Source organism: Terrabacter terrigena, assembly GCF_042676085.1.
Classification (GTDB): Bacteria; Actinomycetota; Actinomycetes; order Actinomycetales; family Dermatophilaceae; genus Terrabacter; species Terrabacter terrigena.
Window position 1 is genome coordinate 189807 of the sequence record NZ_JBHTKH010000001.1, and the last position, 22390, is coordinate 212196.

The following is a 22390-nucleotide window of genomic DNA, read 5'->3' on the forward strand; positions in this document are numbered from 1 at the left end:
CCGTCAGATGTGGATGACTCGAACTGGCTGGGAGAGAAGGACTCAGGCCTTCTCGGCAGCAGCCTCGGCCGGAGCCTCGGTGGTCTCGGCGGCGGGGGCCTCGGCAGCAGGCGCCTCGGCAGCGGGAGCCTCGGCAGCAGGCGCCTCAGCAGCAGGCGCCTCAGCGGCGGGAGCCTCGGTCGCGGCGGCGGCGTCGGCGTAGAGCTCGCGCTCCCACTCGGCCAGCGGCTCCTCGGCCTGCGTGTCGGAGCCGGACTTGCCGGACGAGCGCTGGACGAGACCGTCGGCGACGGCGTCGGCGATGACCCGCGTCAGCAGCGTGACGGAGCGGATCGCGTCGTCGTTGCCGGGGATCTTGTAGTCGACCTCGTCAGGGTCGCAGTTGGTGTCGAGGATCGCGATGACCGGCAGGCCGAGCTTGCGCGCCTCGTCGACCGCGAGGTGCTCCTTCTTCGTGTCGACGATCCAGACGGCCGAGGGGACCTTGGCCATCGTGCGGATGCCGCCGAGGGTCTTCTCCAGCTTGTCCTTCTCGCGCTTGAGGATGAGCAGCTCCTTCTTCGTGTAGCCCGAGCCGGCCACGTCGTCGAAGTTCAGCTCCTCGAGCTCCTTGAGGCGCGTGAGGCGCTTGGAGATCGTCTGGAAGTTGGTGAGCATGCCACCGAGCCAGCGGTGGTTGACGTACGGCATGCCGACGCGCGTCGCCTGCTCGGCGATGGGCTCCTGGGCCTGCTTCTTCGTGCCGACGAAGAGGATCGTGCCGCCGTGGGCGACGGTCTCCTTGACGAAGTCGTACGCGTTGTTGATGTACGTCAGCGACTGCTGCAGGTCGATGATGTAGATGCCGTTGCGCTCGGTCATGATGAAGCGCTTCATCTTGGGGTTCCAGCGACGGGTCTGGTGCCCGAAGTGGACGCCGCTCTCGAGGAGCTGGCGCATGGTGACGACGGCCATGCCGTGTTCTCCCTTGTTCCGTGGTTGTCAGTTGTCCGCGAGGCGCGTCACCGCTGGTCGGTCACGTGCGTGCACGTGCCGCCCTTCGGCATACCGCCCCACTCCTGGCGCCTGACGCACCCCGCCCCACCCGGAGGTGGGGACTGCCGTGGTGCGACCCGGTCCGGAAACCGGCAGAAGACGCGCGAATTACGGTCGCGCGTGACGAGCACACGTGACCGCCGTCCATCGTACGGCCTGACCCGGGTGGTGGAGAAATCGGAGCGACCAGACACAATGGCCGGCATGGTGCAGTGGCTGGCGACGATCCCGGCCTTCGTCGTCCTCTCGACCGTGCTCCTGCTCCCGGGCTGGCTCGTCGTGCGTGCCCTGGGCGCGCGAGGAATCGAGGCCCTGGCCGTGTCCCCCGCCGTGTCGACCGGCCTCATCGCCGCCTTCGCGACCGTTGCCCAACGCGCAGGGCTGCGCTGGGGGCTGCTGCCGCTGCTCGTCGTGACCCTCGTGTCGGTCGGCGTCGCGATGCTCGGCATGCGGCTCTTCAGCCGGCACGACCCGGAGCTCGGTGCCGCGAGGCGGTTCCTGGGACGCCCGCGCCCTGACGCGGTCGTCGCGATGGCCATCGGCGTCGTGCTGGCACTGGCGACGATCCTGCCGGCCATCGGTCGGCCCGACGAGCTCGTCGACAGCCCGGACGCCGTCTACCACCTCGACCGCATCCGCACCTTCCTCGAGACCGGCAACTACTCGATCGTCAACCCGACCTTCTACCCCAACGGGTTCCACGCGTGGATCGCCACGAGCCTGCTGCCGGGGGTCGCCGACGTCCTGCCGGGCACGAACGTCGCCACCGTCGTGCTGGCCGCCGTCGTCTGGCCCGTGGGCTGCGTCGCCCTCGTGCGCCACGCGCTGGGCACCTCCCGCCTCGTCACGTATGCCGCCGCGTTCGCCTCCGCCGCCTTCATCGCGTTCCCCACGACCCTCCTCGGGTGGGGGGTGCTGTGGCCCAACCTCATGGCGACCGCGCTCACCCCCGGCGCGCTGGCGCTCATGCTGCAGGCCGCGCGGTCGAAGCGCATCGGGCAGTGGCTCGGCTTCGCCGCCGCCCTTCCCGGTCTGGCACTCGTCCAGCCGAACGCCCTCGTGGCCCTCGTCCTGTTCGCGCTCGTCTGGTTCGTCGCCGCCCGCCTGCGGGCCGGGCTGCTGCACCACCTGCCATGGGTCGCGGTGTCCCGCGACCTCGCGGTCGTGGCCGTCGTCGCCGTCGGCGGCCTCGTGGCAGCGCCCGTCGTCTCCGAGCGCCTCGCCTCGACCCAGTCCTACGCATGGAACGACCGCGTCTCCATCTGGACGGCGCTCGTCGAGGTCGTCGGCGGCAGGCTCCAGATCGCGAGCGTGCTGTGGGGCCTCGTGGTGCTGCTCGCCCTCGGTGTCGCGTGGATCGCCGTGCGGGCGCGGGCTGCGATCCCGGTCGTCGCGATGTGGTTGGCGTGCGTCGTCCTCTACGTGATGGCGGCGTCCTCGACCGCCTCGTGGACGGCACTCGTCACCGGCTACTGGTACAACGACAAGGTCCGCCTGGCCGCCCTGGCCGCGGTCCCGGGCGTCGTGCTCGTCGCGGCGGCGGCGCCTGCGCTGCGCGAGCTGCTCCGCCGCGCGCCGCGCGTGGGGGCCCGGCTCGAGGCCCGACCCGTCGCCACCGCGATCGTGGCCGTGGTCGTCCTGCCGCTGGTCACCCTCGGGCTCAACGGGACCACCCGTCACCGGATGCTCACGGGCTTCTTCCAGCCCGGCTCCCCCGACCGGGTCATCCTCGGCTTCGAAGGGCAGGAGTCGCTGCGCCGCCTCAATGCCGTGATCCCCGCCGGCCAGGGCGTCGTCGGCCGGCCCGAGAACGGCACACCCCTCATGTGGGCTCTCTTCGGCACCAACACCCTCTACCGGTCGATCCCCATCCCCACGACCGGAGACGAGATCCTCATCGGCACCGGCTTCGACAACCTGGCCGGCCGACCCGACGTGTGCGACGCTCTGGCCCGCCACGACATCCGCTGGGCGATCGACTCGAGCCACGTCTACTGGCTCGACCGGCCCGAACGCAGCTCCGGCCTGAAGGACCTCGCGTCCAACGACGGCGTCGAGGCGGTCAGGACGGACGGCGCCTACACCCTCTACCGCATCACCGGGTGCGGTCTCGCGGACCGCTCGCCCGCCTGAGCTCGCCCGCCTGAGCGCACCCGCCCGACCGCACGCGACGGCAGCCACGAGCGGACTGCCTACCCAGGTGCGTCGATGCGTAACACTTCGTCGCCGCGACCGATGGTGCAGGTGCAGCCCCCACCGAGACCCCTGACCTGGTGGGTGCTGCCGGTTCGCGGCACGCCCCCCTCCACAGCTCCCCGCGAACCCACGAGAGCCCCCGCCCCCTACCGGGCGGGGGCTCTGGTGACTCCGCGGCCTGCCCGGGCAGCGCGCCTGTGGCCGTGGATACGCTCGGGCCATGGCCACGCCGCTCATCGCACGCATGCAGCCCTTCGGCACGACGATCTTCGCCGAGATGTCGGCGCTCGCGACGAGCACCGGCAGCATCAACCTCGGGCAGGGTTTCCCCGACACCGACGGCCCGGCCGAGATGCTGGCGGCGGCGACGGCCGCCATCGAGGGTGGTCGCAACCAGTACCCGCCGGGTCCCGGTGTGCCGGAGCTGCTCGACGCGGTCGCCGCCCACCAGCAGCGCTTCTACGGCATCGCGGTCGACCCCCGCTCGCAGGTGCTCGTGACGGCCGGCGCGACCGAGGCCATCGCGGCGGTCGTCCTGGCGCTCTGCGAGCCGGGCGACGAGGTGGTCACGTTCGAGCCCTACTACGACTCGTATGCCGCCACCATCGCCCTCGCCGGCGCCACCCGCCGCACCTCCGTGCTCCGCTTCCCCGACTTCTCCGTCGACGAGGCGTCGATCCGGGCCGCCTTCTCGTCGCGCACCAGGCTCGTGCTGCTCAACACCCCGCACAACCCGACCGGGAAGGTGTTCACCCGCGAGGAGCTGGAGCTGGTCGCGGCACTGGCTCGCGAGCACGACGCCTGGGTCGTCACCGACGAGGTCTACGAACACCTGGTGTTCGACGACGCCGAGCACGTCCCGATGGCGACCCTGCCCGGGATGTTCGACCGCACCATCACCATCTCCTCGGCAGGCAAGACCTTCTCGGCGACCGGCTGGAAGGTCGGCTGGCTCTCGGGACCGGTCGAGGCCGTGGCGGCCGCGCGCACTGTCAAGCAGTTCCTCACCTACGTGGCGTCGGGACCGTTCCAGCCCGCGGTGGCGCTGGCGCTCGGGCTCGGCGACCCCGTGTATGCCGGCCTGCGCGACTCGCTCCAGGCGAAGCGCGACCTGCTGTGCTCGGCCCTCGAGGCGTCCGGGCTCGAGGTGTCGCGGCCATCGGGCACCTACTTCGTCATCGCCGACGCCGCCCCGCTGGGTGCCGTCGACGGGCTGGAGTTCGCCCGGCGGCTGCCCGGGATCACCGGCGTCGTCGGCGTGCCGGTGTCCGTCTTCCACGACGACGAGGACGCCGCTCGCACCCTGGTCCGGTTCGCCTTCTGCAAGAAGGACGACGTGCTGCGCGAGGCGAGTCGCCGGCTGGCGGCGGCCGGCCGGTCCTGACGGGCTGCCCACGCGCGCTGTGCTGTCCACACCCGTCGTACGGAAGAGCCGTTCGTCCACAGGCGTGGCCGGCGTCGACCGTGACGCTGCGGGTGCGCCGCAGCATGGGTGTCATGTCGATCGGTTCAGCACTGCTCGCGGCGGTGGTCGCGACGGCTTCGGTGACCACCGCAGTCGCGGCGCCGCCGGGGGCCATGCCGTCGGGGGCCGCGCCCGCGGTCGCCCGGACCGGCTCGGGATCCCACGGACGCTGGGCCTGGCCGCTCGACCCCGAGCCTTCCGTCGAGCGGCGGTTCGACCCACCTGAGCAGCCGTGGCTTCCCGGCCACCGCGGGGTCGACCTTGCCGCGGCCTCCGGGCAGTCGGTCCAGTCGCCGGCCGCGGGCACGGTGACCTACTCGGGCCGGCTCGCCGGACGCGGCGTCGTCGTCGTCGCGCACGATCGCGGGCTGCGGAGCACGTTCGAGCCCGTGGACGGGTCCGTCGAGGTGGGCGCGACCGTCGCCCGGGGTGAGCGGGTCGGGGTCGTCACCTCGACCGCGGGTCACTGCGCACCGGCCGTCTGCCTCCACTGGGGTGTGCTGCGCGGGCAGACCTACCTCGACCCGCTCAGCTTCGTCGGGCGGGCCCGCATCGTCCTCCTCCCTCTCTGAGGCAGCTGCAGTCAACCGCGTGCGCGCGGGATCGCGTGGCTGATCGCGCTCGAGACATGGCAGCCCGGGACGCGGGACGACACCGGACGTGCGATCACGCGCGATCGCGTGCGCGATGTCGTGGTCGGCGCGGTCCGGGCACGCCGAGGCTGACGGCCGAGGCAGGTTCAGGCACGCGGATGCGCCTGCTCGTAGCTGCGGCGCAGCCGGTCGACCGAGACGTGCGTGTAGATCTGGGTCGTGGCGAGGCTCGCGTGACCGAGGATCTCCTGGACCATGCGCAGGTCGGCGCCACCCTCCAGCAGGTGGGTCGCGGCGCTGTGGCGCAGGCCGTGGGGCCCGAGGTCCGGTGCGTCGGGAAGGTGCGAGAGCAGCTCGTGCACGGCTGAGCGCACCTGGCGGGCGTCGACGCGGCGTCCCCGACGACCGAGGAAGAGGGCAGCGCCGGAGTGCTGCCCGACCAGCCTCGAGCGGACCGCCAGCCAGGCCTCGACCGCGCGACCGGCCGGCGCGCCGAAGGGGACGATGCGCTCCTTGGCGCCCTTGCCCATCACCCGTACGACGCCCTGGGCCAGGTCGAGGTCGTCGATGTCGAGGGCGGCCAGCTCGCCGACGCGAATGCCGCTGGCGTACAGCAGCTCGAGGACGGCCCGGTCGCGCACGTGGATCGGGTCCTCGTCGTCGGCGCGGGTCGCAGCCAGGTCGAGCAGCTCGATGGCCTCTGCCTGCCTGAGGACTCCGGGAAGGGTGGCACGGCGCTTCGGCGCGACGAGGCGTAGCGAGGGGTCGGTCGGGATGCGACCCGTGTGCTCCGCCCACTTGAGGAAGGTGCGCGCCGAGGCCGCTCGGCGGGCGATCGTGGCCCGTGCGGCCCCCGCGTCGGCCTGCACCCCCAGCCAGGACCGCAGGTCGCCGATGCGCAGGTCGGCAACCTCGTGGATGCCTCGCTCGGCCGCGAACGTGAGCAGATGGCGCACGTCGCCGAGGTAGGCACGACGCGTGTGCACGGAGCGACCCCGCTCCGCGCCCAGGTGGCGCGAGTAGGCGTGCAAGAGCTCTGCGTGGCGCTCGAGCACGTCAGGCCCGGCGCCGGCCTCGCCGTTCGCCACATCCGTCACTCCCGCACCATGGCAAACTGCAGACCGTTCGGCAAGTACCTGCTGCGCAGGCGCCTGCAGCGTCCGCCGAACCGAGGCAGCGACGTTCCCGGTCGAGAGCGGCCCGAGCTCGCCTCTCGACGAGCCTGGAGCGGCCACCCCTGACCACTCGACGACGCTCCAGCGGCCACACGTGGCCACTCGACGAGTCAGCCGGCTCGCGGCTTGCGCTGGGCACGCTTGCGCCAGGTGCCGGCCGACTCGGTGACGAGCCCGAGCCGTTCGAGCCGGCCCAGAGCGGCGCGGACGGTCAGCGACGCGTGGGCAGCCGACCTCACGATGTCGTCGAGCGGGACGGCGGAGCGGAACGGCACCGCGTCGAGCACAGCCGCGTCGACCGGCGACAGGTTGTCGTCGGGACGGACCGGTCCGCGGGCCGGCTCGGCGGCGTCGTCACCGAGGTCGCCGACGAGGTCGATGACCTCGTCGACCGACGTGACGAGGACCGCGCGGCCGTTGCGCAGCTCCTCGTGACAGCCGGCCGACATCATCGAGGTGACCGGGCCGGGCACCGCCCCGACCGGGCGGCAGGCCGCGACCGCGTGGGTGACCGTGTTGCGCGACCCGGACCTGAGGTCGGCCTCGACGACGATGGTGCCGCGGGTCAGGCCGGCGATGAGCCGGTTGCGTGCCAGGAACCTCGACTTCATGGGCGCCGAACCAGGGGCCACCTCCGCGATGACGAGGCCATCGGCGGCGATGCGGGAGATGAGCGCTGCATGGCCGGAGGGATAGGGCCGTTCGACGCCACCGGCGAGCACCGCGATGGTCGCCCCGTCGACGGCCAGAGCCCCTCGGTGCGCGGCACCGTCGATGCCGAAGGCCGCACCGCTCACGACGGTCCACCCTCGGCGCGCGAGCCCGCCGGCGAGCTCTGTGGCGAGCTGCTCGCCGTAGGTCGTGGCCGTGCGCGATCCCACCACGGCGACCGATCGCTCGACCGTCTCGGCCAGGTCGAGGCGGCCTCGCACCCAGAGGCACCACGGTGGCACCGGGATGGTGTCGAGCCGTTCTGGCCACTCCGGGTCGCCCGGGACGACGAGGCGGGCGCCCACCTTCGCTGCGATGTCGAGGTCGCGTTCGGTGTCGAGCACCGCGACCCTCGGGCGAAACCGCGCGAGCGTTCCCGCGCCGGCCCGGACCCGTTCGAAGGCCTCGACTGCGCCGACCGTCGCGACCAGGCCGTGCACCTCACCGTCTGCGGGCTCGACGACCCGTGACAACGCGGCCCGCGCGAAGCGGTCAGGCTCCATGACGTCCCTCCCTCACCGAACGGTCGTTCATGCCGCGACCCCCGACCGGTGACGAAGTGACAGCGCGACGTCGACCTCTTCGCGACCGGGACGTTGGAGGCCGAGGAGGTCGGCGACGGTCCACGCGCAGCGGAGCGTGCGGTCGTAGCCCCGCAGGCTGAGCGCCCCGACCTCGAGCAGGCGGTCGAGGGTGCCCGTGGACGCCGCCGGGAGCTTCCACGGCCCGGCCCTGAGCTCGGACCCGGGCACGTCGGCGTTGACCCCGCGGCTGCGCTCGAGCACGTCGCGCCAGCGGTCACCCTGGGCGGTCCGCGCCGCGGCCACGCGTGCCGCGACGACAGCGGTCGACTCACCCGGCGCGGCGCCGGCCATCGTCAGGCGCGGCGGCTGGACGTGCACCTGCAGGTCGACGCGGTCGAGGAGGGGCCCGCTGAGCTTGCCGAAGTAGGCGCGTCGCATCAGCGGGGTGCACGTGCAGTCGAGGCCCTTGCCCCACGCCTTGCCGCACGGGCAGGGGTTGGCCGCCAGCACGAGCTGGAACCGGGCCGGGAAGGTCACCGACTCCTGGGCGCGCGCGATCGACACGGCACCGCGCTCGAGTGGAGTGCGCAGCGCCTGGAGAACGCCCTTGTCGAACTCCGGCGTCTCGTCGAGGAAGAGGACCCCGCGATGGGCCTGCGTGATCGCGCCCGGACGGATGCGGCCGCTGCCGCCACCGATGACGGCCGCCTGGGAGGCCCCGTGGTGCGGCGCCACGAAGGGCGGGTGGGTGATGAGGCGCGCGTCGCCGCCCGAGCCGAGCGCCCCGAGCACGGAGTGGATGGCCGTGACCTCCATCGACTCCCCCTCGTCGAGCGACGGCAGCAGCCCCGGCAGTCGCTCGGCCAGCATCGTCTTGCCTGCCCCCGGCGGACCCGCGAGGAGCAGATGGTGGCCGCCGGCGGCCGCGATCTCGAGCGCCAGCTTGGCCTCGGCCTGGCCCACGACCTCACTGAGGTCGCGCACCGGCTCGGGCTCGAGCGCGGCGACGAACGGCACCGGGACCTCCTGCACCGGACGGCCCTTGCCGAGGTTGCCGTAGCGGCGAACCAGCTCGGTGACCTCCGCCACGGGATGCACCTGGACTCCGGACACGAGTCGCGCCTCGCCCGCGTTGGCCACCGGCACCACGGCGTGCCGCACGCCTGCCAGGGCCGCCGCGTGGACGAGCGGCAGGACACCGGGGACCGGACGCACGGTCCCGTCGAGACCCACCTCGCCGATGTGCACGACGTCGCGCACCACGCGGGCCGGCAGCAGGTCCATCGCCGCCGCGACCGCGACGAAGATGCCGAGGTCGAACCCGGTGCCGACCTTGCGCTCGCCCGCCGGAGACAGGTTGACGGTGACGCGGCGCTGGCTCACGGCCATCTTCTCGATGAGCGCCGCTGCAGCCTTGATGCGGTCGGAGGACTGCTTGACGGCGGAGTCACCGAGGCCGCTGATCGCGAAGCCGGGCAGCCCGGTCGTGACGTGCGCCTCGACGTCCACGACGAACCCGGCCACGCCACGCAGCCCGACCGAGAGTGTGCGTCCGAGCCCGGCGCCCATCAGCACACCCCGCGGAGGTGCTCGAGCCGAGCGGGGCCGGTTGGAGGTCGGAGGATCGAGATGACGTCGATGCGCAGGTCGAGCCCGCGCGCGGTGTCGGCGTGCTCGTCGCGCCACAGCCCGGCGAGACGACGCAGCCGCCGCTGCTTGCGCCACGTCACCGCCTCGAACGGCGCACCGAACGCCTCGGTGGTGCGCGTCTTGACCTCGCACACGACGAGGTCGTGGGCCTCGCGGGCGACGACGTCGATCTCACCCCGGACGCACCGCCAGTTGCGGTCGAGGATCGTCAGCCCGTGGGCGAGCAGGTAGCGGCAGGCGAGGCGTTCGCCGTAGTCGCCGAGAGCGCGGGTCGAGAGGTCCATGCGACCACCCTGTCGGCGCCCCGCCGGGCAGGACAGGCGTCAGCGTGAGGCTGTGGACGGCATACGTGACCGGCGAGGGGGTGTGGACAGCGGCCCCCGACAGCTCAGGTGAAGTCGCCGTTCTCCGGGAGCTTGATGTCGGGCTTCGGGAGCTCTTCGACGTTGACGTCCTTGAACGTCACGACGCGCACGTTCTTGACGAAGCGCGCCGGCCGGTAGATGTCCCACACCCACGCATCGGCCATCGTGACGTCGAAGAAGACCTCACCGCCGTCGCTGCGCACCTTCACGTCGACGGAGTTGGCCAGGTAGAACCGGCGCTCCGTCTCGACCACATGGGTGAAGAGGCCGACGACGTCGCGGTACTCCTTGTAGAGCTGGAGCTCCATCTCGGTCTCGTACTTCTCGAGATCTTCCGAACTCACCTGATCGCCGTCCCTGTCTGCTCTGACGTGGTGCCCACCGGAGCGAACGTCTCCGTGACCTCATTCAACACCTCGACCGGCGTCTCGGCGTAGACGCCGGGCAGGCGCCACGACCGCCGGTGCAGGTCGCACGGCCCGAGGCGCGCGAGGGCGTCGAGGTGCTCGGGGGCGGAGTAGCCCTTGTTGAGCCCCCAGCCGTAGGCCGTGTGCTGCTCTCCCAGCGCCACCATCAGCGTGTCGCGCTCCACCTTCGCGAGCACGCTCGCGGCGGCCACGGACGAGCACTTCATGTCGGCCTTGATCATCGTCGTCACCGGCGGGGTGGCCGGACCGGCGTCGTCGGCGAAGGCGAGCAGACCCACCTCGGTGGGGGCCGTGAGCCAGTCGTGGTTGCCGTCGAGGATGACGAGGTCTGGCACGACCCCGAGCCCGCCGAGCGCCCTCAGGCCGGCGAGCCGGAGCGCGGCCATGATGCCGATCTCGTCGATCTCGTCGTTGCTCGCGTGCCCGACGGCATGCGCGACCGCCCACCGCTCGATGCGGGGCACGAGACCGTGCCGCGCCCTCTCGGTGAGCAGCTTCGAGTCCTTGACCCCGACCGGGGCCGACCGCACCGTCTCGTCGATGACGACGACGCCGACGCTGACCGGCCCGGCGAGCGCGCCGCGGCCCACCTCGTCCATGCCGGCGAGCAGCCGGTGACCGGACCGCTGCAGGGCCCGCTCGACCCGCAGGGACGGCTTCTTGGAGGGTGCAGGAGGTGCCATGGTGGTGCTCGCGTCCGTCAGCCGGCCGCGACCTTCGTCGCCGACACGGTCGGCTTGGCACCCGGCTTGGGATTGACCGTCGCCTTGGTCGTGGGCTTGTTCAGGGGGGCCTTGCTGGTCGTCCTGGCGGCCGGGACCTGGCCGAAGGTGCGCTCGGGCACCCCGAGCCAGGTGACGTGGTCGATCGGCCACACGACGAACAGCGCGCGGCCGACGATCTTGTCCATCGGCACCGAGCCCGCGGCCCCGGTGCCGTCGTCGTGCCAGCGGCTGTCGGAGGAGTCGGACCGGTGGTCGCCCATGACCCAGATGCGCCCGGCCGGCACGGTGATGTCGAACTTCTTGCCCTCGCTGGGGAGGTCGCCCGGCTTGATGTACGGCTCGGTGATCTCGACGCCGTTGACCTTGAGCTTGCCGGTGTCGCCGTCAGCCTGCACGTGGTCACCCGGGAGGCCGATGACGCGCTTGATGAGGTGGTTCTCGGCGTCCTCGGGCAGCAGGCCGACGAAGACGAGCGCGTCGTGGAAGGGACCGCCGACGTCGCTGCGCTGCTCGCCGAGACTGCCGAGCCAGGGGGTCGGCGTGCCGGGGTCCTCGAACACGACGACGTCGCCACGCTTGAGGTCGAAGGGACCGGGCGTGAGCTTGCTGACGATGACACGGTCGTCCTTGACGAGGGTGTTCTCCATCGAGCCCGAGGGGATGTAGAACGCCTGGAACAGCCAGGTCTTGACGACGAAGGAGAGCGCCATCGCCAGAACGACGACGATGAGCAGCTCCTTGAGGCCGGCCAGGACCGTGGCCACGAAGCCACGTGGCTCGTCGTCGTAGTCGTCATCGACGTCGTCGATGTCGTCCCTCTCGTCGATGCCGTCGACGGGGCGCCCGCGCGTCGGGTCCTCGGGGCGTCCGGTGTACTGCGACATCACTCACCATTTCGTGGGACGGAGGCAATTTGTCCTTGGTCGACCGACCCGAGCCGATCGAGCGGCCAGTATCGCACCCAAACCTTGCCGATGATGTCGGCGCCGGGCACCATGCCGCCGCCCGGCTCGCCGAGGTGCGCCCGGGAGTCGGAGGAGGCCCCGCGGTTGTCGCCCATCATCCAGAAACGGTCGGGCGGGACGGTCACGTCGAAGGGGATGACACTCGGTCGCGCACCGGGCGCGAGGTAGGGCTCGGTGACCGCGACGCCGTTGATCTCGAGGCGGCCGTCGGCGGCGCAGCAGCGCACGTGGTCGCCGGGCAGGCCGATGACCCGCTTCACGTAGTCGGTCGGCTGGCCCTTGCCGGCCAGGCTCTCCACCGCCTCGACCAGACGCTGGAACACGCCCCGCTGGGGCACCTCGAGGTTGAAGGCCTCCGAGGCGTCGAAGACGACGATGTCGCCCCGCTGGACGTCGTCGGGCGGGGTCGTGCGGGACACCAGCAGCCGGTCGCCGACGAGCAGGGTGTCCTGCATCGACTCGCTGGGGATGCCGAAGGGGGTCACGAAGAACGCCCGGACGACGACGACGGCGAGCAGCAGGACCGCGGGGCCGAGCATCCACCGGTGCCGGCGGGCAGCGGCAAGCGCCCCGGCCACCTGCGAGCCGGGACGTGACGAAGGCGCGGCGGACCCCGTGTCGGGGAGCGTCCCGGAACTGCTCTCCGGGACGGCCCGCTCGGGGTCCACCGCGCCTCGCGTGGTCAGACGGACGACTGCGTCAGCAGGTCGTCAGCTCTTCGCGCCGGCCTTGGCCGGGATGCTGTCGCGCTTCTCGCGGATCTTGGCGGCCTTGCCGCGCAGACCGCGGAGGTAGTAGAGCTTCGCGCGGCGCACGTCACCACGGGTGACGACCTCGATCTTGTCGATGACGGGCGTGTGCAGCGGGAAGGTGCGCTCGACGCCGACGCCGAAGGAGATCTTGCGGACCGTGAAGGTCTCGCCGATGCCGCCGCCGTGACGACGGATCACGATGCCCTGGAACACCTGGACACGCGAGCGCGTGCCCTCGATGACCTTGACGTGGACCTTGAGGGTGTCGCCGGCGCGGAACTCGGGAACGTCCGAGCGCAGCGATGCGGCGTTGATCTCGTCAAACGTGTGCATGATTGCTTCGCTTTCTCAGGTGCCACAGGCCACCTCGTCACAATGTGGGTGTCGCGCCCGTCGGGCCACGTGGCCGACCGTGTGGTGCTGGTGGGCCAACTCCCCCTGTGGCAGGGGCCGTCGTGTGCCGGACGCAAGGAGCAAGTCTGCCAGAGCGGGCGGCATACCCGAAATCCGGGAGCCGAGCACCTAGCGTGGGGGCGTGGACGTCTCCCCCGGCTGGCCCGTCGTCGTCTGTCTGGTCGTCCTCCTGGCGGTGACCGTCGCCGCCGACCGCGCGGGACGCATCGACCTGGACCGCCAGGCCGTGCTGGCCGGTGGCCGGGCGGTCGTCCAGCTCACGCTGGTCGCGCTCGTCATCACCGCCGTCGTCGGGTCGCTGTGGCTCTCGTTCCTCGCGGTGGCGGTCATGTTCACCATGGCGGTCGTCACGACGACGCGCCGGGTCGGGGCGCCGGGCGGCTGGCCGTGGGCGGCCGCCGCCATGGCGTGCGGGGTCGTGCCCGTGGTCGGCATCGTCCTCGCGACGGGCGCCGTCCCGCTCGCCGGGATCGCCCTGATCCCTGTCGCCGGCATCGTCATCGGCAACACCATGACCGTGCACACGCTCGTCGGCCGGCGCACCTTCGCGGCGCTGCGCGAGGAGCGGGGGCAGTACGAGGCGGCCCTCTCGCTCGGGCTGACCTCGAGCCAGGCCATCGACGAGGTCATCGCGCGGCGGGTCCCCGAGGGCATCCTCCCGAGCCTCGACCAGGTGCGCACCTCGGGTGTGGTCACACTCCCCGGTGCGTTCATCGGAGTCATGCTCGGCGGTGGCAGCGCCGTCCAGGCAGCCACCGCGCAGGTGCTCGTGCTCTTCGCGATCATGGCGACGCAGGCGGTCACGGCCGGGGTGCAGGCGGCCCTCATCCGGCGCCGGCTGCTCCTGCCCGACGACCTGCGCGACGGGCTGCCCGTGTGAACGAGGGGGCGGCCGACGTCAACGACGCCGCTTGACGAGGGTGACGGCGCCCGGGACGGGAGGCACCGCATCGGTGAAGCGGTAGCCGGCCTTCTTGTAGAGGCGGAGGTTGTCGGCGCTCTTCGCCCCGGTGTGCAGGGAGAACGTGCGTATGCCGTCGGGCGCGGTCGACTCGGCGTGCTCGAGGAGGCGCCGGCCGAGTCCGCGGCCCTGCAGGTCGGGCGCGACGCACAGGCGGCCGATGTGCCAGTCGTCGCCGTGCCGCGACGTGCGCACCGCGCCGACGAGGCGGCCGGCGCGGCGCGCCACCCACGTCCGGGTCGTGTCGAGGCTGGCGCGGACGTCGTCGAGACTCTCGCGCAACGCGGGGATCTCGAGGGTGTCGTTGGCCAGCGCCTCCTGCACCCAGCACGCCCGCATGAGCAGCGCCAGCTCGGGCACGTCGCCGGCGGTGGCGGCAGTGATCTCGATGTCACCGTCGCCGTGCGAGGCGTGCAGCAGGTCGGGGCGGCGGGCCGCCGTGCGGGCCAGCCGCTGCTCGTGCCGCCAGGCGGCGATGGCGCCGTGGTTGCCCGAGAGCAGCACCTCGGGCACGTCCCGGCCGTTCCAGGTGCGCGGCTTCGTGTAGATGGGGTACTCGAGGAGGCCGTCCTCGTGGGACTCCTCGACGAGCGACTCGGCGTTGCCGATGACGCCGGGAACGAGCCGTCCGACTGCCTCGACGATGGCCAGGACCGCCACCTCACCGCCGTTGAGCACGTAGTCGCCGAGGCTCACGACCGACACCTCGAGGCCGAGGTCCTCGCGGGCGTGCTCGTAGACGCGCTCGTCGATGCCCTCGTAGCGCCCGCAGGCGAAGGCGAGCCACGGCTCGCGCGCGAGCTCGCGCGCGAGGGCCTGGGTGAACGGCTGCCCGCCCGGCCCGGGAACGACGAGGCGCGGCTTGGTCGACGGATCACCTTGTGCGACGACGTGGCCGAGAGCCTCGGCCCATGGCTGCGGCTTCATGACCATGCCTGCTCCCCCGCCGTACGGGGTGTCGTCGACGGTGCGGTGCCTGTCGTGCGTGTGGTCGCGCAGGTCGTGCACGCGGACGTCGAGCAGCCCGTCCTGGCGGGCCTTGCCGATGAGCGACAGGTCGAGCGCAGCAAGGTAGTCGGGAAAGATCGAGACGACGTCGATACGCATCGCGGGACCCGGGACCCCTTCGAGCGCAGGCGAGTCGGACGACGAGCGGGTCACTCGCTGCCCTCGCGGTAGAGGTCGTAGAGGCCCGGAGGCGCGTCGACGACGACGTGGTCGTCGGCCACCGTCGGCACGATGCGCTTGACGAAGGGGACGTATGCCGTGACGCCGTCGGTGAGCGTGACGACGAGGCGGTCCTGGGCAGCGCCGATCTCGAGCCCGCTGACCGTGCCGACCGGCTCGCCTGCAGGGTCGCGCACCTCGAGCCCGACGAGGTCCTCCTCGTAGTAGGCGTCGTCGTCGTCGTCCACCTTCGGCCCCGAACCGGGCAGCACCAGCCTCGTGCCGCGCAGTCCCTCGGCGCCGGTGCGGTCGGGGATCTCCTCGAACGTGAGGAGCCAGATGCCCCGGTGCACGCGCGTCGAGGCGATGGTCAGTGCCGTCGGCACACCGGAGCCCGGCTCGGCCTCGGTGGCCACGACCGTGCCGGGCGCGAAACGCGACTCTGGGTCGTCGGTGTGCAGCTGCACGGTGACCTCGCCACGTAGTCCGTGGGGCTTGCCGATGCGGGCGAGGACGACGTTCATGGCCCGAATCCTCTCAGGTTTGGCGGTGGCCGGGGCACGCGCCCGGCGCCCGGGGACTGCACCGACGGCATACGCGATCGGTGGCTCAGACGGCAGTGGGGCACCCCGGTCACCCGGGATGCCCCACTGCGCTGGCGTTCTCTCGGCGGTCGCTCAGCGGACGCGGTCGGTGTCGACGATGTCGACCCGGACGTTGCTGTTTCCCGCGAGGGCCCCGACGACGGTGCGCAGCGCGCTCGCCGTGCGGCCGGAGCGGCCGATGACGCGGCCGAGGTCGTCGGGGTGCACCCGGACCTCGAGCAGCTCACCGCGGCGCAGCTCCTTGCGGCGCACGACGACGTCCTCGTCGTGGTCGACGATGCCCTTGACGAGGTGCTCGAGCGCCTCCTCGAGCATGCTCAGGACTCGCTCTTCTCGGCGTCCGTCGCCTCGGCCGCAGGCGCGTCGGCCTTCTCGTCGGCCTTCTCGTCGGCCTTGGGCTCGGCCTTCTCGTCGGCCTTCTCGTCGGCCTTGGGCTCGGCCTTCTTGGCGGCCTTCTTCCGGGGCGTGGTCGCACCCTCGGAACCGGCGTCGGTCTTGCCACCGGCGGCGGCGACGGCGGCCTCGTAGAGGTCCTTCTTCGAGGTCTTGGCCTCCTTGGTCTCGACCTTGCCCGCGTCGACGAGCTTGATGAGGGCGGCGACGGCCTCGGTGGGCTGGGCGCCCTGGCTCAGCCAGTAGTGCGCGCGCTCGATGTCGATGTCGATGAGCGACGGCTGCTCGGTGGGGTGGTACTTGCCGATCTCCTCGATGGCCCGGCCATCGCGCTTGGTGCGCGAGTCCATGACGACGACGCGGTAGAACGGTGCACGGATCTTGCCCATGCGCTTCAGACGGATCTTGACGGCCACTGTGGCGGTCTCCTCAACCAGTAGTGAGCGCGGCGAGACCGGCTGGGTTCAGCCGGGGTGCCGACGCTCGGTGTGTAGGCGTCCGGTCCAGCCGAGAGGGGGCCGGACGGGTACAGCCCTCCATTCTGCCAGACGTGAGGGGATGCTCCGGACACGACCGTCGCCGCCCGGCTCAGGCGAACGCGGCCCGCACCGCGAGGGCGTGCCGCACGACCGTGCTCCTCGGCAGGTCGAACGCCGGGTCGAGGTGCGGCACGGCGGACGGGTCGAACCCCGCTCGGGCAAGGCCCATTCGCAGCTCCGGGGCGCTTGCTCTGACCTCGACCACCCCGCCGATGGGCGACGCCCGGAGGAGCTCGAACAAGGCGGACGGGTTCTCGACCGTGCTGGAGGAGTACAGCGGGATCCCGAGCTCGGCCGCCACAGCCGCCCCGATGCTCGTGCCGCGCGAGGCGGCGTCGAAGCCGGGTGCGCCGGTGACGACGCAGGCGATGCGCCGGTGGCTCTGGGACCGGTAGGGCACGGCCGGCCAGTCCGACGAGAGGATCGTGAAGCGCTCGTGGTCGCGCCAGTCGCGCCGGCCGTCGGGCCCCGGCAGGTGCAGGAAGTCCCGCGAGAAGCCCTCGTGGACGAACCCCAGCGACCGGACGAGGCCGGCGGAGCGGTGGTTCGCCGGCTGGATGTTGGCCTCGAGGCGGTGCAGTCCCATGCCGTGCGGCTCGTCGTCGAAGGCGATGCCGACCGTCAGCCGCAGCCCCTCGGAGAAGAGGCCGCGACCGGCATACGGGTCGTAGGAGTCGTAGCCGATGGTGGCGCTGCGGAAGGCACCACCGACGACGTTGGCGACGTTGATGCGCCCGACGAGGCCGTGCGAACCCTCGGGGTCGAGGGCGTGGACCATGAAGGTGCGGTAGGTGGGCGACTGGTTCTCGAGCACCACGGGCAGGTTGTGCGGGTTGGGGATCGCGAAGTCGGAGAGCCGGCGCTCCGACCGTGTCACGGCATCGGCGTACGCCGCCGCGTCGGCCTGGGTGGGCGGGCGCACCTCGACGCGCTCCCCCACTGCCGTGAGGGGCGCGACGGCATCGGGGTCAGCGGACAACGCGACCCCGCAGGACCACTCCGAGCGGGTCGGCGACGGTGGTGACGTCGGCGCGCGGATCGGACGCATACACCACGAGGTCGGCGTCCTCGCCCTCGACGAGGCCGGGCCGACCGAGCCACTCGCGCGCCCCCCACGTCGCGGCGGACACGACCTCGACGTTGCTGAGTCCGGCCTTCGTCAGCTCGACCATCTCCTGGGCGACGAGGCCGTGCGGCAGGCTGCCGCCGGCGTCGGTGCCGACGTAGATGGGCACGCCGGCCTCGTGGGCCGCCCCGATGGTCGCGTAGCGCCGCTCGTGGAGATCGAGCATGTGGCGGTGGTAGTCGGGGAACTTCGCCTGAGCAGGCGCGGCGAGGTCGGGGAACTGGGCGATGTTGACGAGGGTCGGCACGATGGCGATGCCCTGGGCGGCGAAGGTGTCGATGGAGTCCTCGCGCAGCCCGGTGGCGTGCTCGATGCAGTCGATGCCCGCGGCGGCGAGGTCGCGCAGGGACTCCTCGCCGAAGCAGTGGGCGGTGACTCGGACGCCCTCCTCGTGGGCGGCCGCGACGGCGTCGGCGACGACCTGCCGCGACCAGCTCGGCGCGAGGTCGCCCACTTCGCGGTCGATCCAGTCACCGACGAGCTTGACCCAGCCATCGCCCCGGTGCGCCTCGAGGCGGACGTGGCGGACGAGCTCGTCCTCCTCGACCTCGTGCGCGTAGTTGCGGATGTAGCGACGGGTGCGAGCGATGTGCCGCCCGGCGCGGATGATCTTCGGCAGGTCCTCGCGCTCGTCGACCCACCGGGTGTCGCCGGGCTGGCCGGCATCGCGGATGAGCAGCGTGCCCCGGTCGCGGTCGGTCAGGGCCTGCTGCTCCGCCTCGTCGCGCGGCACCTCGCCGTGGGGTCCGAGCCCGACGTGGCAGTGCGCGTCGACGAGCCCCGGGAGCACCCAGCCCTCGAGCGTCTGCTCGTCGGACCTGTCGGTCGGCGAGGTGAACGACACCCGGCCACCCACGACCCACAGCTCGTCGACGATCTCGTCGGGTCCGACGAGCACGTGACCGCGGACGTGGAGCACCGGTGCACTCATGGCCCCGACCCTAGCCGGAGCCGCCCGCGAGGTCGGTGAGGACGTCGGCCCAGTGCGCCATGAGCGTCGCGTGGTGGCCGGCGCCCTCGTGGACGACGATCCGAGACGTCGGCAGGTGGGCGTGCAGCCATCTGCCGTGCTCGAGGCCGACGACATGGTCGCGGTCGCCGCACCAGAGCGTCACCGGAGCCGACACGTCGGACAACGCGATGTCCCAGCCTGCGCTGAACGCGAGCGCGTCGCGTGAGGCGCCACGGTAGGACGGGACACCGGGCCGCCCGGTCGCCGTCCAGGGCTCGAGCACCTCGGATGACACGAGGCTGCCGACCGGCAGCGTCGGTCGCCGGCGCGACCACGCCTCAGGCGGAGCTGCCGGAAGGGTCGCGGCCGCGTCCTGCAGCGCCACCGCCAGGTCCACGTCACCGGCGAGCGCCGCAACCACGGCGGGCGCTTCGGCGGCTCGGGGGTCGAGCTCGAGCGCGGGACCGATGCCCGCGACGACCGCGACCGCGCGGACCCGGTCGACGTGTCTCGCTGCCGTCGCGAGGGCGTACGGTCCTCCCCCCGACACCCCGAGCACGGCGAAGCCGCCGATCGCGAGGTCACCCATGACGTGGGCGGCGTCGTCGGCGACCGTCCTGAGGGTCGTCGGCGCGTCGGTGGAGCCGCCGTAGCCCGGTCGGGAGAAGGCGACGAGCCGCACCCCGGACCGACGGGCCGCCCCGTCACCGAGCGCGGCCTGGAGGCGCCCGCCCGGCGTGCCGTGGAAGAAGAGGACCGGCGTCCCGGTCGGGTCGCCGCCCTGCCACACGTCGAGCCGGCGGCCGTCGGGCAGCCGCACCCGGGAGCGCCCGTCGGTGGTGAGCACGCACCTGAGCGTATGCCGCCGGGCTCGTCCCGCACAGGTGCCCGAGGTCGGTCAGCCGCGCAGCAGACGGGGCACGGCGACGACGTCCACGAGGGCCGTGCCACGCAGCACCGTGATCTCCATCGACCGGTCGATCGCCTCGTCGAGCAGGATGCGCTGCAGCGACTGCGCGTCGAAGAGAGCCCGCCCGTCCGCGGCGACGACGACGTCGCCGCGCATCAGCCCGGCCCGGTCGGCCGGGCTGCCGGGGACGACCTGCGCGATCCGCAGTGCCGTGCGCCGCCCCAGTCTGGCCGCGACCTCGTCGGACACGGGGACGGGCGCGGTGACGAGGCCGAGGTAGGCGCGGCGCACGTGGCCGTCCTCGACGAGGGCCTCGATGATGCGCCTGGTCGTGGCGTTGATCGGCACCGCGAGGCCGAGCCCCACGCCGGCCACGGCCGTGTTCACCCCGACGACCCGGGCACCCGAGTCGGCGAGGGCGCCCCCCGAGTTGCCGGGGTTGAGCGCGGCGTCGGTCTGGATGACGTCCTCGACGAGGCGTGAAGCGGCGCCGGACCGCGTCGGCAGCGAGCGGCCGAGCGCGCTGACGACACCTGCAGTGACACTGCCCTCGAGGCCGAGCGGGTTGCCGATGGCGACGACGACGTGCCCGACCTCCAGCCGGTCGGCGTCGCCGTACGACGGTGGGGGCGGCAGCGAGCTCTCCGCGCGCACGACCGCGAGGTCGGACAGCGGGTCGGCCCCGACCAGGTGCACCCGCAGCGACATCCCGTCGGCGAAGTGGGCGGTGCCGCGGTCGACACCGTCGACGACGTGGGCGTTGGTCAGGAGCAGTCCGTCCTCGGTGAGCACGACGGCGGAGCCGCCACCCTCGACCGTGCCGCCGCGCGCCGGCCTGCTGACGCGCAGACTGGCGACGACCGGGGCCAGTCGCCGCGCCACGGTGCTCACCGCGCGCGAGTAGGCGTCGAGCACCTCGTCGTCGCTCGGCTCAGGAGCGGGCGGCATCTCGAACGGAGGCATGGTCCCTCCCGGAGTCCTCGGCCGCGCGGCGTGCGCGGCCATGTGACGGACAGCGACGACGCGGCCCGTGGAATTCCGTGGGGCGGCCCGGGTTCGCCGAGGGCGAACGCGGAGCCGGGCCGGCGCTCGCGAGGGTTCTGCTCAGCCCTTGCCGAGGAACTTCTCGAACCCCTTGGGCAGGTTGGCCGGGTCGAAGCCGGCCATCGGGTCGGCGTCGGCGCCCTGTCCGTTGGACCCGGGGGCCCCGAACGCGCTCGCCGCGGACGAGGCACGACCGGCGGCCGCCTTCTCGGCGGCGGCGCGCTCCTCGGCCGCCCGCTTGGCCGGGTTGCCGCTCTTGCTCTTCTTGCGCTGGGGCTGCTGCTTGCCGCGCTTGCCGGTGCCCGGGATGCCCGGCATGCCCGGGAGGCCGCCACCACCGCCGCGGGCCATCGACTTCATCATCTTCTGGGCCTGCCCGAAGCGCTCGAGCAGCTGGTTGACCTCGGTGACGGTGACACCCGAGCCCTTGGCGATGCGCGACCGGCGCGAGCCGTTGATCTGCTTCGGGTGGGTGCGCTCGAACGGCGTCATGGAGCGGACCATCGCCTCGACGCGGTCGAACTCGCGGTCGTCGAAGGCGTCGAGCTGGTCACGCATGCCCTGCATGCCCGGCATCATCTTGAGCATCGACTTGAGCGAGCCCATCTTCTTGATGGCGTTCATCTGCGAGAGGAAGTCCTCGAAGGTGAAGTCCTCCTCCGCGAGGAACTTGCGGGCCATCTCGTCGGCCTCGCGTTTGTCGAACGCCTTCTCGGCCTGCTCGATGAGGGTGAGCACGTCGCCCATGTCGAGGATGCGGCTGGCCATGCGGTCGGGGTGGAACACCTCGAAGTCGCTGACCTTCTCACCGACGGACGCGAACATGATCGGCTCGCCCGTGATCTCGGCGACCGACAGGGCCGCGCCGCCGCGGGCGTCGCCGTCGAGCTTGGACAGCACGACACCGGTGAAGGCGACGCCCTCGTGGAACGCCTGGGCCGTCTCGACGGCAGCCTGGCCGATCATCGCGTCGATGACGAAGAGGACCTCGTCGGGCTGGATCGCCGTGCGGATGTCCGAAGCCTGCTGCATGAGGTTGGCGTCGACGGCGAGGCGACCGGCAGTGTCGACGATGACGACGTCGTACTGCTTGGCACGCGCCTGCTCGATGCCCATCCGCGAGACCGACACCGGGTCCCCGAAGGACCGCGTGCCCTCGCCCGACTCGAGGACGGCGTCGTGACCGCCCATGTTGCCGCGCTCGGGCGCGAACACCGGGATGCCGGCGCGCTCGCCGACGACCTCGAGCTGGGTGACGGCGTTGGGGCGCTGGAGGTCGGCCGCGACGAGGAGCGGCGTGTGGCCCTGGTCCTTGAGCCACTTGCCGAGCTTGCCGGCGAAGGTCGTCTTTCCGGAACCCTGCAGACCGGCCAGCATGATGACGGTCGGGGGCTGCTTCGCGAAGCGGATCGTGCGGGTCTGCCCGCCGAGGATCGCGACGAGCTCCTCCTGCACGATCTTCACGACCTGCTGGGCGGGGTTGAGCGCCTGGCTGACCTCGGCGCCGAGCGCGCGCTCGCGCACGCTGGCGGTGAACCGCTTGACGACGGGCAGGGCCACGTCGGCGTCGAGCAGGGCGAGGCGGATGTCGCGGATCGTCGAGTTGACGTCGGACTCCGAGAGCCGGCCCTTGCCGCGGAGGTTCTTGAAGGTCGCGGTCAGGCGGTCAGACAGGGATGCAAACACCCGGCAAGG

At 72.3% G+C, this 22390-nt stretch carries 23 protein-coding genes; 4 read left to right on the forward strand and 19 right to left on the reverse strand.

The genetic code is table 11. The features are described 5' to 3' along the window. Window positions 1–42: 42 nt before the first annotated feature. The gene (gene rpsB / locus ACFQ2V_RS00855) at window positions 43–954 is read right to left on the reverse strand and encodes a 30S ribosomal protein S2 (RefSeq protein ID WP_386050023.1); all 912 of its coding nucleotides are present in this window, start codon (window positions 952–954) and stop codon (window positions 43–45) included. 285 nt (window positions 955–1239) lie between these two features. On the opposite strand from rpsB, the gene ACFQ2V_RS00860 reads away from it, so the two are divergent. The 3 genes from ACFQ2V_RS00860 (at window position 1240) to ACFQ2V_RS00870 (ending at window position 5268) form a co-directional block, all read left to right on the forward strand. Beyond that, window positions 1240–3168, forward strand: a complete 1929-nt coding sequence (locus ACFQ2V_RS00860; RefSeq protein WP_386050024.1) for a DUF6541 family protein — start codon at window positions 1240–1242, stop codon at window positions 3166–3168. A 283-nt stretch (window positions 3169–3451) separates the two neighbouring features. After that, window positions 3452–4615: a pyridoxal phosphate-dependent aminotransferase gene (locus ACFQ2V_RS00865; protein ID WP_386050025.1), complete on the forward strand. Its 1164-nt coding sequence runs from the start codon at window positions 3452–3454 to the stop codon at window positions 4613–4615. A gap of 113 nt (window positions 4616–4728) precedes the next feature. Continuing rightward, entirely contained in the window at window positions 4729–5268 is a 540-nt protein-coding gene (locus ACFQ2V_RS00870; RefSeq protein WP_386050026.1) for a murein hydrolase activator EnvC family protein, read from the forward strand. A 167-nt stretch (window positions 5269–5435) separates the two neighbouring features. Here the strand turns inward: ACFQ2V_RS00870 and ACFQ2V_RS00875 are convergent, their stop codons facing one another. The 9 genes from ACFQ2V_RS00875 to rplS all read right to left on the reverse strand — a co-directional run bounded on the left by ACFQ2V_RS00875 (window position 5436) and on the right by rplS (window position 12917). Then, a complete protein-coding gene (locus ACFQ2V_RS00875) occupies window positions 5436–6377 on the reverse strand; it encodes a tyrosine recombinase XerC (RefSeq protein WP_386051019.1) in 942 nt (313 codons plus the stop codon). A gap of 197 nt (window positions 6378–6574) precedes the next feature. Next, complete coding sequence (gene dprA, locus ACFQ2V_RS00880; RefSeq protein ID WP_386050027.1) at window positions 6575–7678, reverse strand: DNA-processing protein DprA; 1104 nt, start codon at window positions 7676–7678, stop codon at window positions 6575–6577. A 27-nt stretch (window positions 7679–7705) separates the two neighbouring features. After that, entirely contained in the window at window positions 7706–9268 is a 1563-nt protein-coding gene (locus ACFQ2V_RS00885; protein ID WP_386050028.1) for a YifB family Mg chelatase-like AAA ATPase, read from the reverse strand. Next, on the reverse strand, window positions 9268–9633 hold the full coding sequence (locus tag ACFQ2V_RS00890) for a YraN family protein (RefSeq protein WP_386050029.1): 366 nt from the start codon (window positions 9631–9633) through the stop codon (window positions 9268–9270). Before ACFQ2V_RS00890 ends, ACFQ2V_RS00885 begins: the two co-directional genes overlap by 1 nt. A 104-nt stretch (window positions 9634–9737) precedes the next feature. After that, on the reverse strand, window positions 9738–10058 hold the full coding sequence (locus tag ACFQ2V_RS00895; RefSeq protein WP_045191677.1) for a DUF2469 domain-containing protein: 321 nt from the start codon (window positions 10056–10058) through the stop codon (window positions 9738–9740). Further along, complete coding sequence (locus ACFQ2V_RS00900; RefSeq protein WP_386050030.1) at window positions 10055–10825, reverse strand: ribonuclease HII; 771 nt, start codon at window positions 10823–10825, stop codon at window positions 10055–10057. Before ACFQ2V_RS00900 ends, ACFQ2V_RS00895 begins: the two co-directional genes overlap by 4 nt. A 17-nt stretch (window positions 10826–10842) precedes the next feature. Then, window positions 10843–11751: a signal peptidase I gene (gene lepB / locus ACFQ2V_RS00905; protein WP_386050031.1), complete on the reverse strand. Its 909-nt coding sequence runs from the start codon at window positions 11749–11751 to the stop codon at window positions 10843–10845. Further along, complete coding sequence (gene lepB, locus ACFQ2V_RS00910; protein ID WP_386050032.1) at window positions 11751–12371, reverse strand: signal peptidase I; 621 nt, start codon at window positions 12369–12371, stop codon at window positions 11751–11753. Before lepB (ACFQ2V_RS00910) ends, lepB (ACFQ2V_RS00905) begins: the two co-directional genes overlap by 1 nt. Window positions 12372–12542: 171 nt before the next feature. Continuing rightward, entirely contained in the window at window positions 12543–12917 is a 375-nt protein-coding gene (rplS, locus tag ACFQ2V_RS00915) for a 50S ribosomal protein L19 (protein WP_045191672.1), read from the reverse strand. A 202-nt stretch (window positions 12918–13119) separates the two neighbouring features. On the opposite strand from rplS, the gene ACFQ2V_RS00920 reads away from it, so the two are divergent. Beyond that, window positions 13120–13878 carry an ABC transporter permease gene (locus tag ACFQ2V_RS00920; RefSeq protein ID WP_386050033.1) on the forward strand — a complete coding sequence of 253 codons (759 nt, stop codon included), beginning with the start codon at window positions 13120–13122 and terminating at the stop codon, window positions 13876–13878. 18 nt (window positions 13879–13896) lie between these two features. Here the strand turns inward: ACFQ2V_RS00920 and trmD are convergent, their stop codons facing one another. From trmD to ffh, 9 genes are all read right to left on the reverse strand, one after another. Further along, window positions 13897–15066, reverse strand: coding sequence for a tRNA (guanosine(37)-N1)-methyltransferase TrmD (gene trmD, locus ACFQ2V_RS00925; protein WP_386050034.1), 1170 nt, complete (start codon window positions 15064–15066; stop codon window positions 13897–13899). Between the two features lie 50 nt (window positions 15067–15116). After that, window positions 15117–15650: a ribosome maturation factor RimM gene (gene rimM / locus ACFQ2V_RS00930; protein WP_386050035.1), complete on the reverse strand. Its 534-nt coding sequence runs from the start codon at window positions 15648–15650 to the stop codon at window positions 15117–15119. A gap of 153 nt (window positions 15651–15803) precedes the next feature. Next, window positions 15804–16046, reverse strand: a complete 243-nt coding sequence (locus ACFQ2V_RS00935; RefSeq protein WP_045191668.1) for an RNA-binding protein — start codon at window positions 16044–16046, stop codon at window positions 15804–15806. A 2-nt stretch (window positions 16047–16048) separates the two neighbouring features. Then, window positions 16049–16540, reverse strand: coding sequence for a 30S ribosomal protein S16 (rpsP, locus tag ACFQ2V_RS00940; protein WP_386050036.1), 492 nt, complete (start codon window positions 16538–16540; stop codon window positions 16049–16051). 172 nt (window positions 16541–16712) lie between these two features. Continuing rightward, window positions 16713–17642 carry a GNAT family N-acetyltransferase gene (locus tag ACFQ2V_RS00945; RefSeq protein WP_386050037.1) on the reverse strand — a complete coding sequence of 310 codons (930 nt, stop codon included), beginning with the start codon at window positions 17640–17642 and terminating at the stop codon, window positions 16713–16715. Then, window positions 17632–18720 (reverse strand): amidohydrolase family protein, encoded by a 1089-nt coding sequence (locus tag ACFQ2V_RS00950; protein ID WP_386050038.1) that lies wholly within the window; start codon window positions 18718–18720, stop codon window positions 17632–17634. Before ACFQ2V_RS00950 ends, ACFQ2V_RS00945 begins: the two co-directional genes overlap by 11 nt. Window positions 18721–18730: 10 nt before the next feature. Continuing rightward, entirely contained in the window at window positions 18731–19588 is an 858-nt protein-coding gene (locus tag ACFQ2V_RS00955) for an alpha/beta fold hydrolase (RefSeq protein ID WP_386050039.1), read from the reverse strand. A gap of 51 nt (window positions 19589–19639) precedes the next feature. Beyond that, complete coding sequence (locus ACFQ2V_RS00960; RefSeq protein WP_386050040.1) at window positions 19640–20614, reverse strand: S1C family serine protease; 975 nt, start codon at window positions 20612–20614, stop codon at window positions 19640–19642. Between the two features lie 141 nt (window positions 20615–20755). After that, window positions 20756–22381: a signal recognition particle protein gene (gene ffh / locus ACFQ2V_RS00965; protein WP_386050041.1), complete on the reverse strand. Its 1626-nt coding sequence runs from the start codon at window positions 22379–22381 to the stop codon at window positions 20756–20758. Between the last annotated feature and the right edge of the window lie 9 nt (window positions 22382–22390).

Excerpts from the sequence above, each read along its gene's own strand:
- rimM (WP_386050035.1), bottom strand. The coding sequence starts at position 15,650 with ATGAACGTCGTCCTCGCCCGCATCGGCAAGCCCCACGGACTACGTGGC.
- ACFQ2V_RS00960 (WP_386050040.1), bottom strand. The coding sequence starts at position 20,614 with ATGCCTCCGTTCGAGATGCCGCCCGCTCCTGAGCCGAGCGACGACGAG.
- ACFQ2V_RS00900 (WP_386050030.1), bottom strand. The coding sequence starts at position 10,825 with ATGGCACCTCCTGCACCCTCCAAGAAGCCGTCCCTGCGGGTCGAGCGG.
- ACFQ2V_RS00870 (WP_386050026.1), top strand. The coding sequence starts at position 4,729 with ATGTCGATCGGTTCAGCACTGCTCGCGGCGGTGGTCGCGACGGCTTCG.
- ACFQ2V_RS00885 (WP_386050028.1), bottom strand. The coding sequence starts at position 9,268 with ATGGGCGCCGGGCTCGGACGCACACTCTCGGTCGGGCTGCGTGGCGTG.
- rpsB (WP_386050023.1), bottom strand. The coding sequence starts at position 954 with ATGGCCGTCGTCACCATGCGCCAGCTCCTCGAGAGCGGCGTCCACTTC.
- ACFQ2V_RS00860 (WP_386050024.1), top strand. The coding sequence starts at position 1,240 with ATGGTGCAGTGGCTGGCGACGATCCCGGCCTTCGTCGTCCTCTCGACC.
- ACFQ2V_RS00935 (WP_045191668.1), bottom strand. The coding sequence starts at position 16,046 with ATGCTCGAGGAGGCGCTCGAGCACCTCGTCAAGGGCATCGTCGACCAC.
- lepB (WP_386050031.1), bottom strand. The coding sequence starts at position 11,751 with ATGTCGCAGTACACCGGACGCCCCGAGGACCCGACGCGCGGGCGCCCC.
- dprA (WP_386050027.1), bottom strand. The coding sequence starts at position 7,678 with ATGGAGCCTGACCGCTTCGCGCGGGCCGCGTTGTCACGGGTCGTCGAG.
- ACFQ2V_RS00865 (WP_386050025.1), top strand. The coding sequence starts at position 3,452 with ATGGCCACGCCGCTCATCGCACGCATGCAGCCCTTCGGCACGACGATC.
- rplS (WP_045191672.1), bottom strand. The coding sequence starts at position 12,917 with ATGCACACGTTTGACGAGATCAACGCCGCATCGCTGCGCTCGGACGTT.
- trmD (WP_386050034.1), bottom strand. The coding sequence starts at position 15,066 with ATGCGTATCGACGTCGTCTCGATCTTTCCCGACTACCTTGCTGCGCTC.
- ACFQ2V_RS00950 (WP_386050038.1), bottom strand. The coding sequence starts at position 18,720 with ATGAGTGCACCGGTGCTCCACGTCCGCGGTCACGTGCTCGTCGGACCC.
- ACFQ2V_RS00890 (WP_386050029.1), bottom strand. The coding sequence starts at position 9,633 with ATGGACCTCTCGACCCGCGCTCTCGGCGACTACGGCGAACGCCTCGCC.
- lepB (WP_386050032.1), bottom strand. The coding sequence starts at position 12,371 with ATGCTCGGCCCCGCGGTCCTGCTGCTCGCCGTCGTCGTCGTCCGGGCG.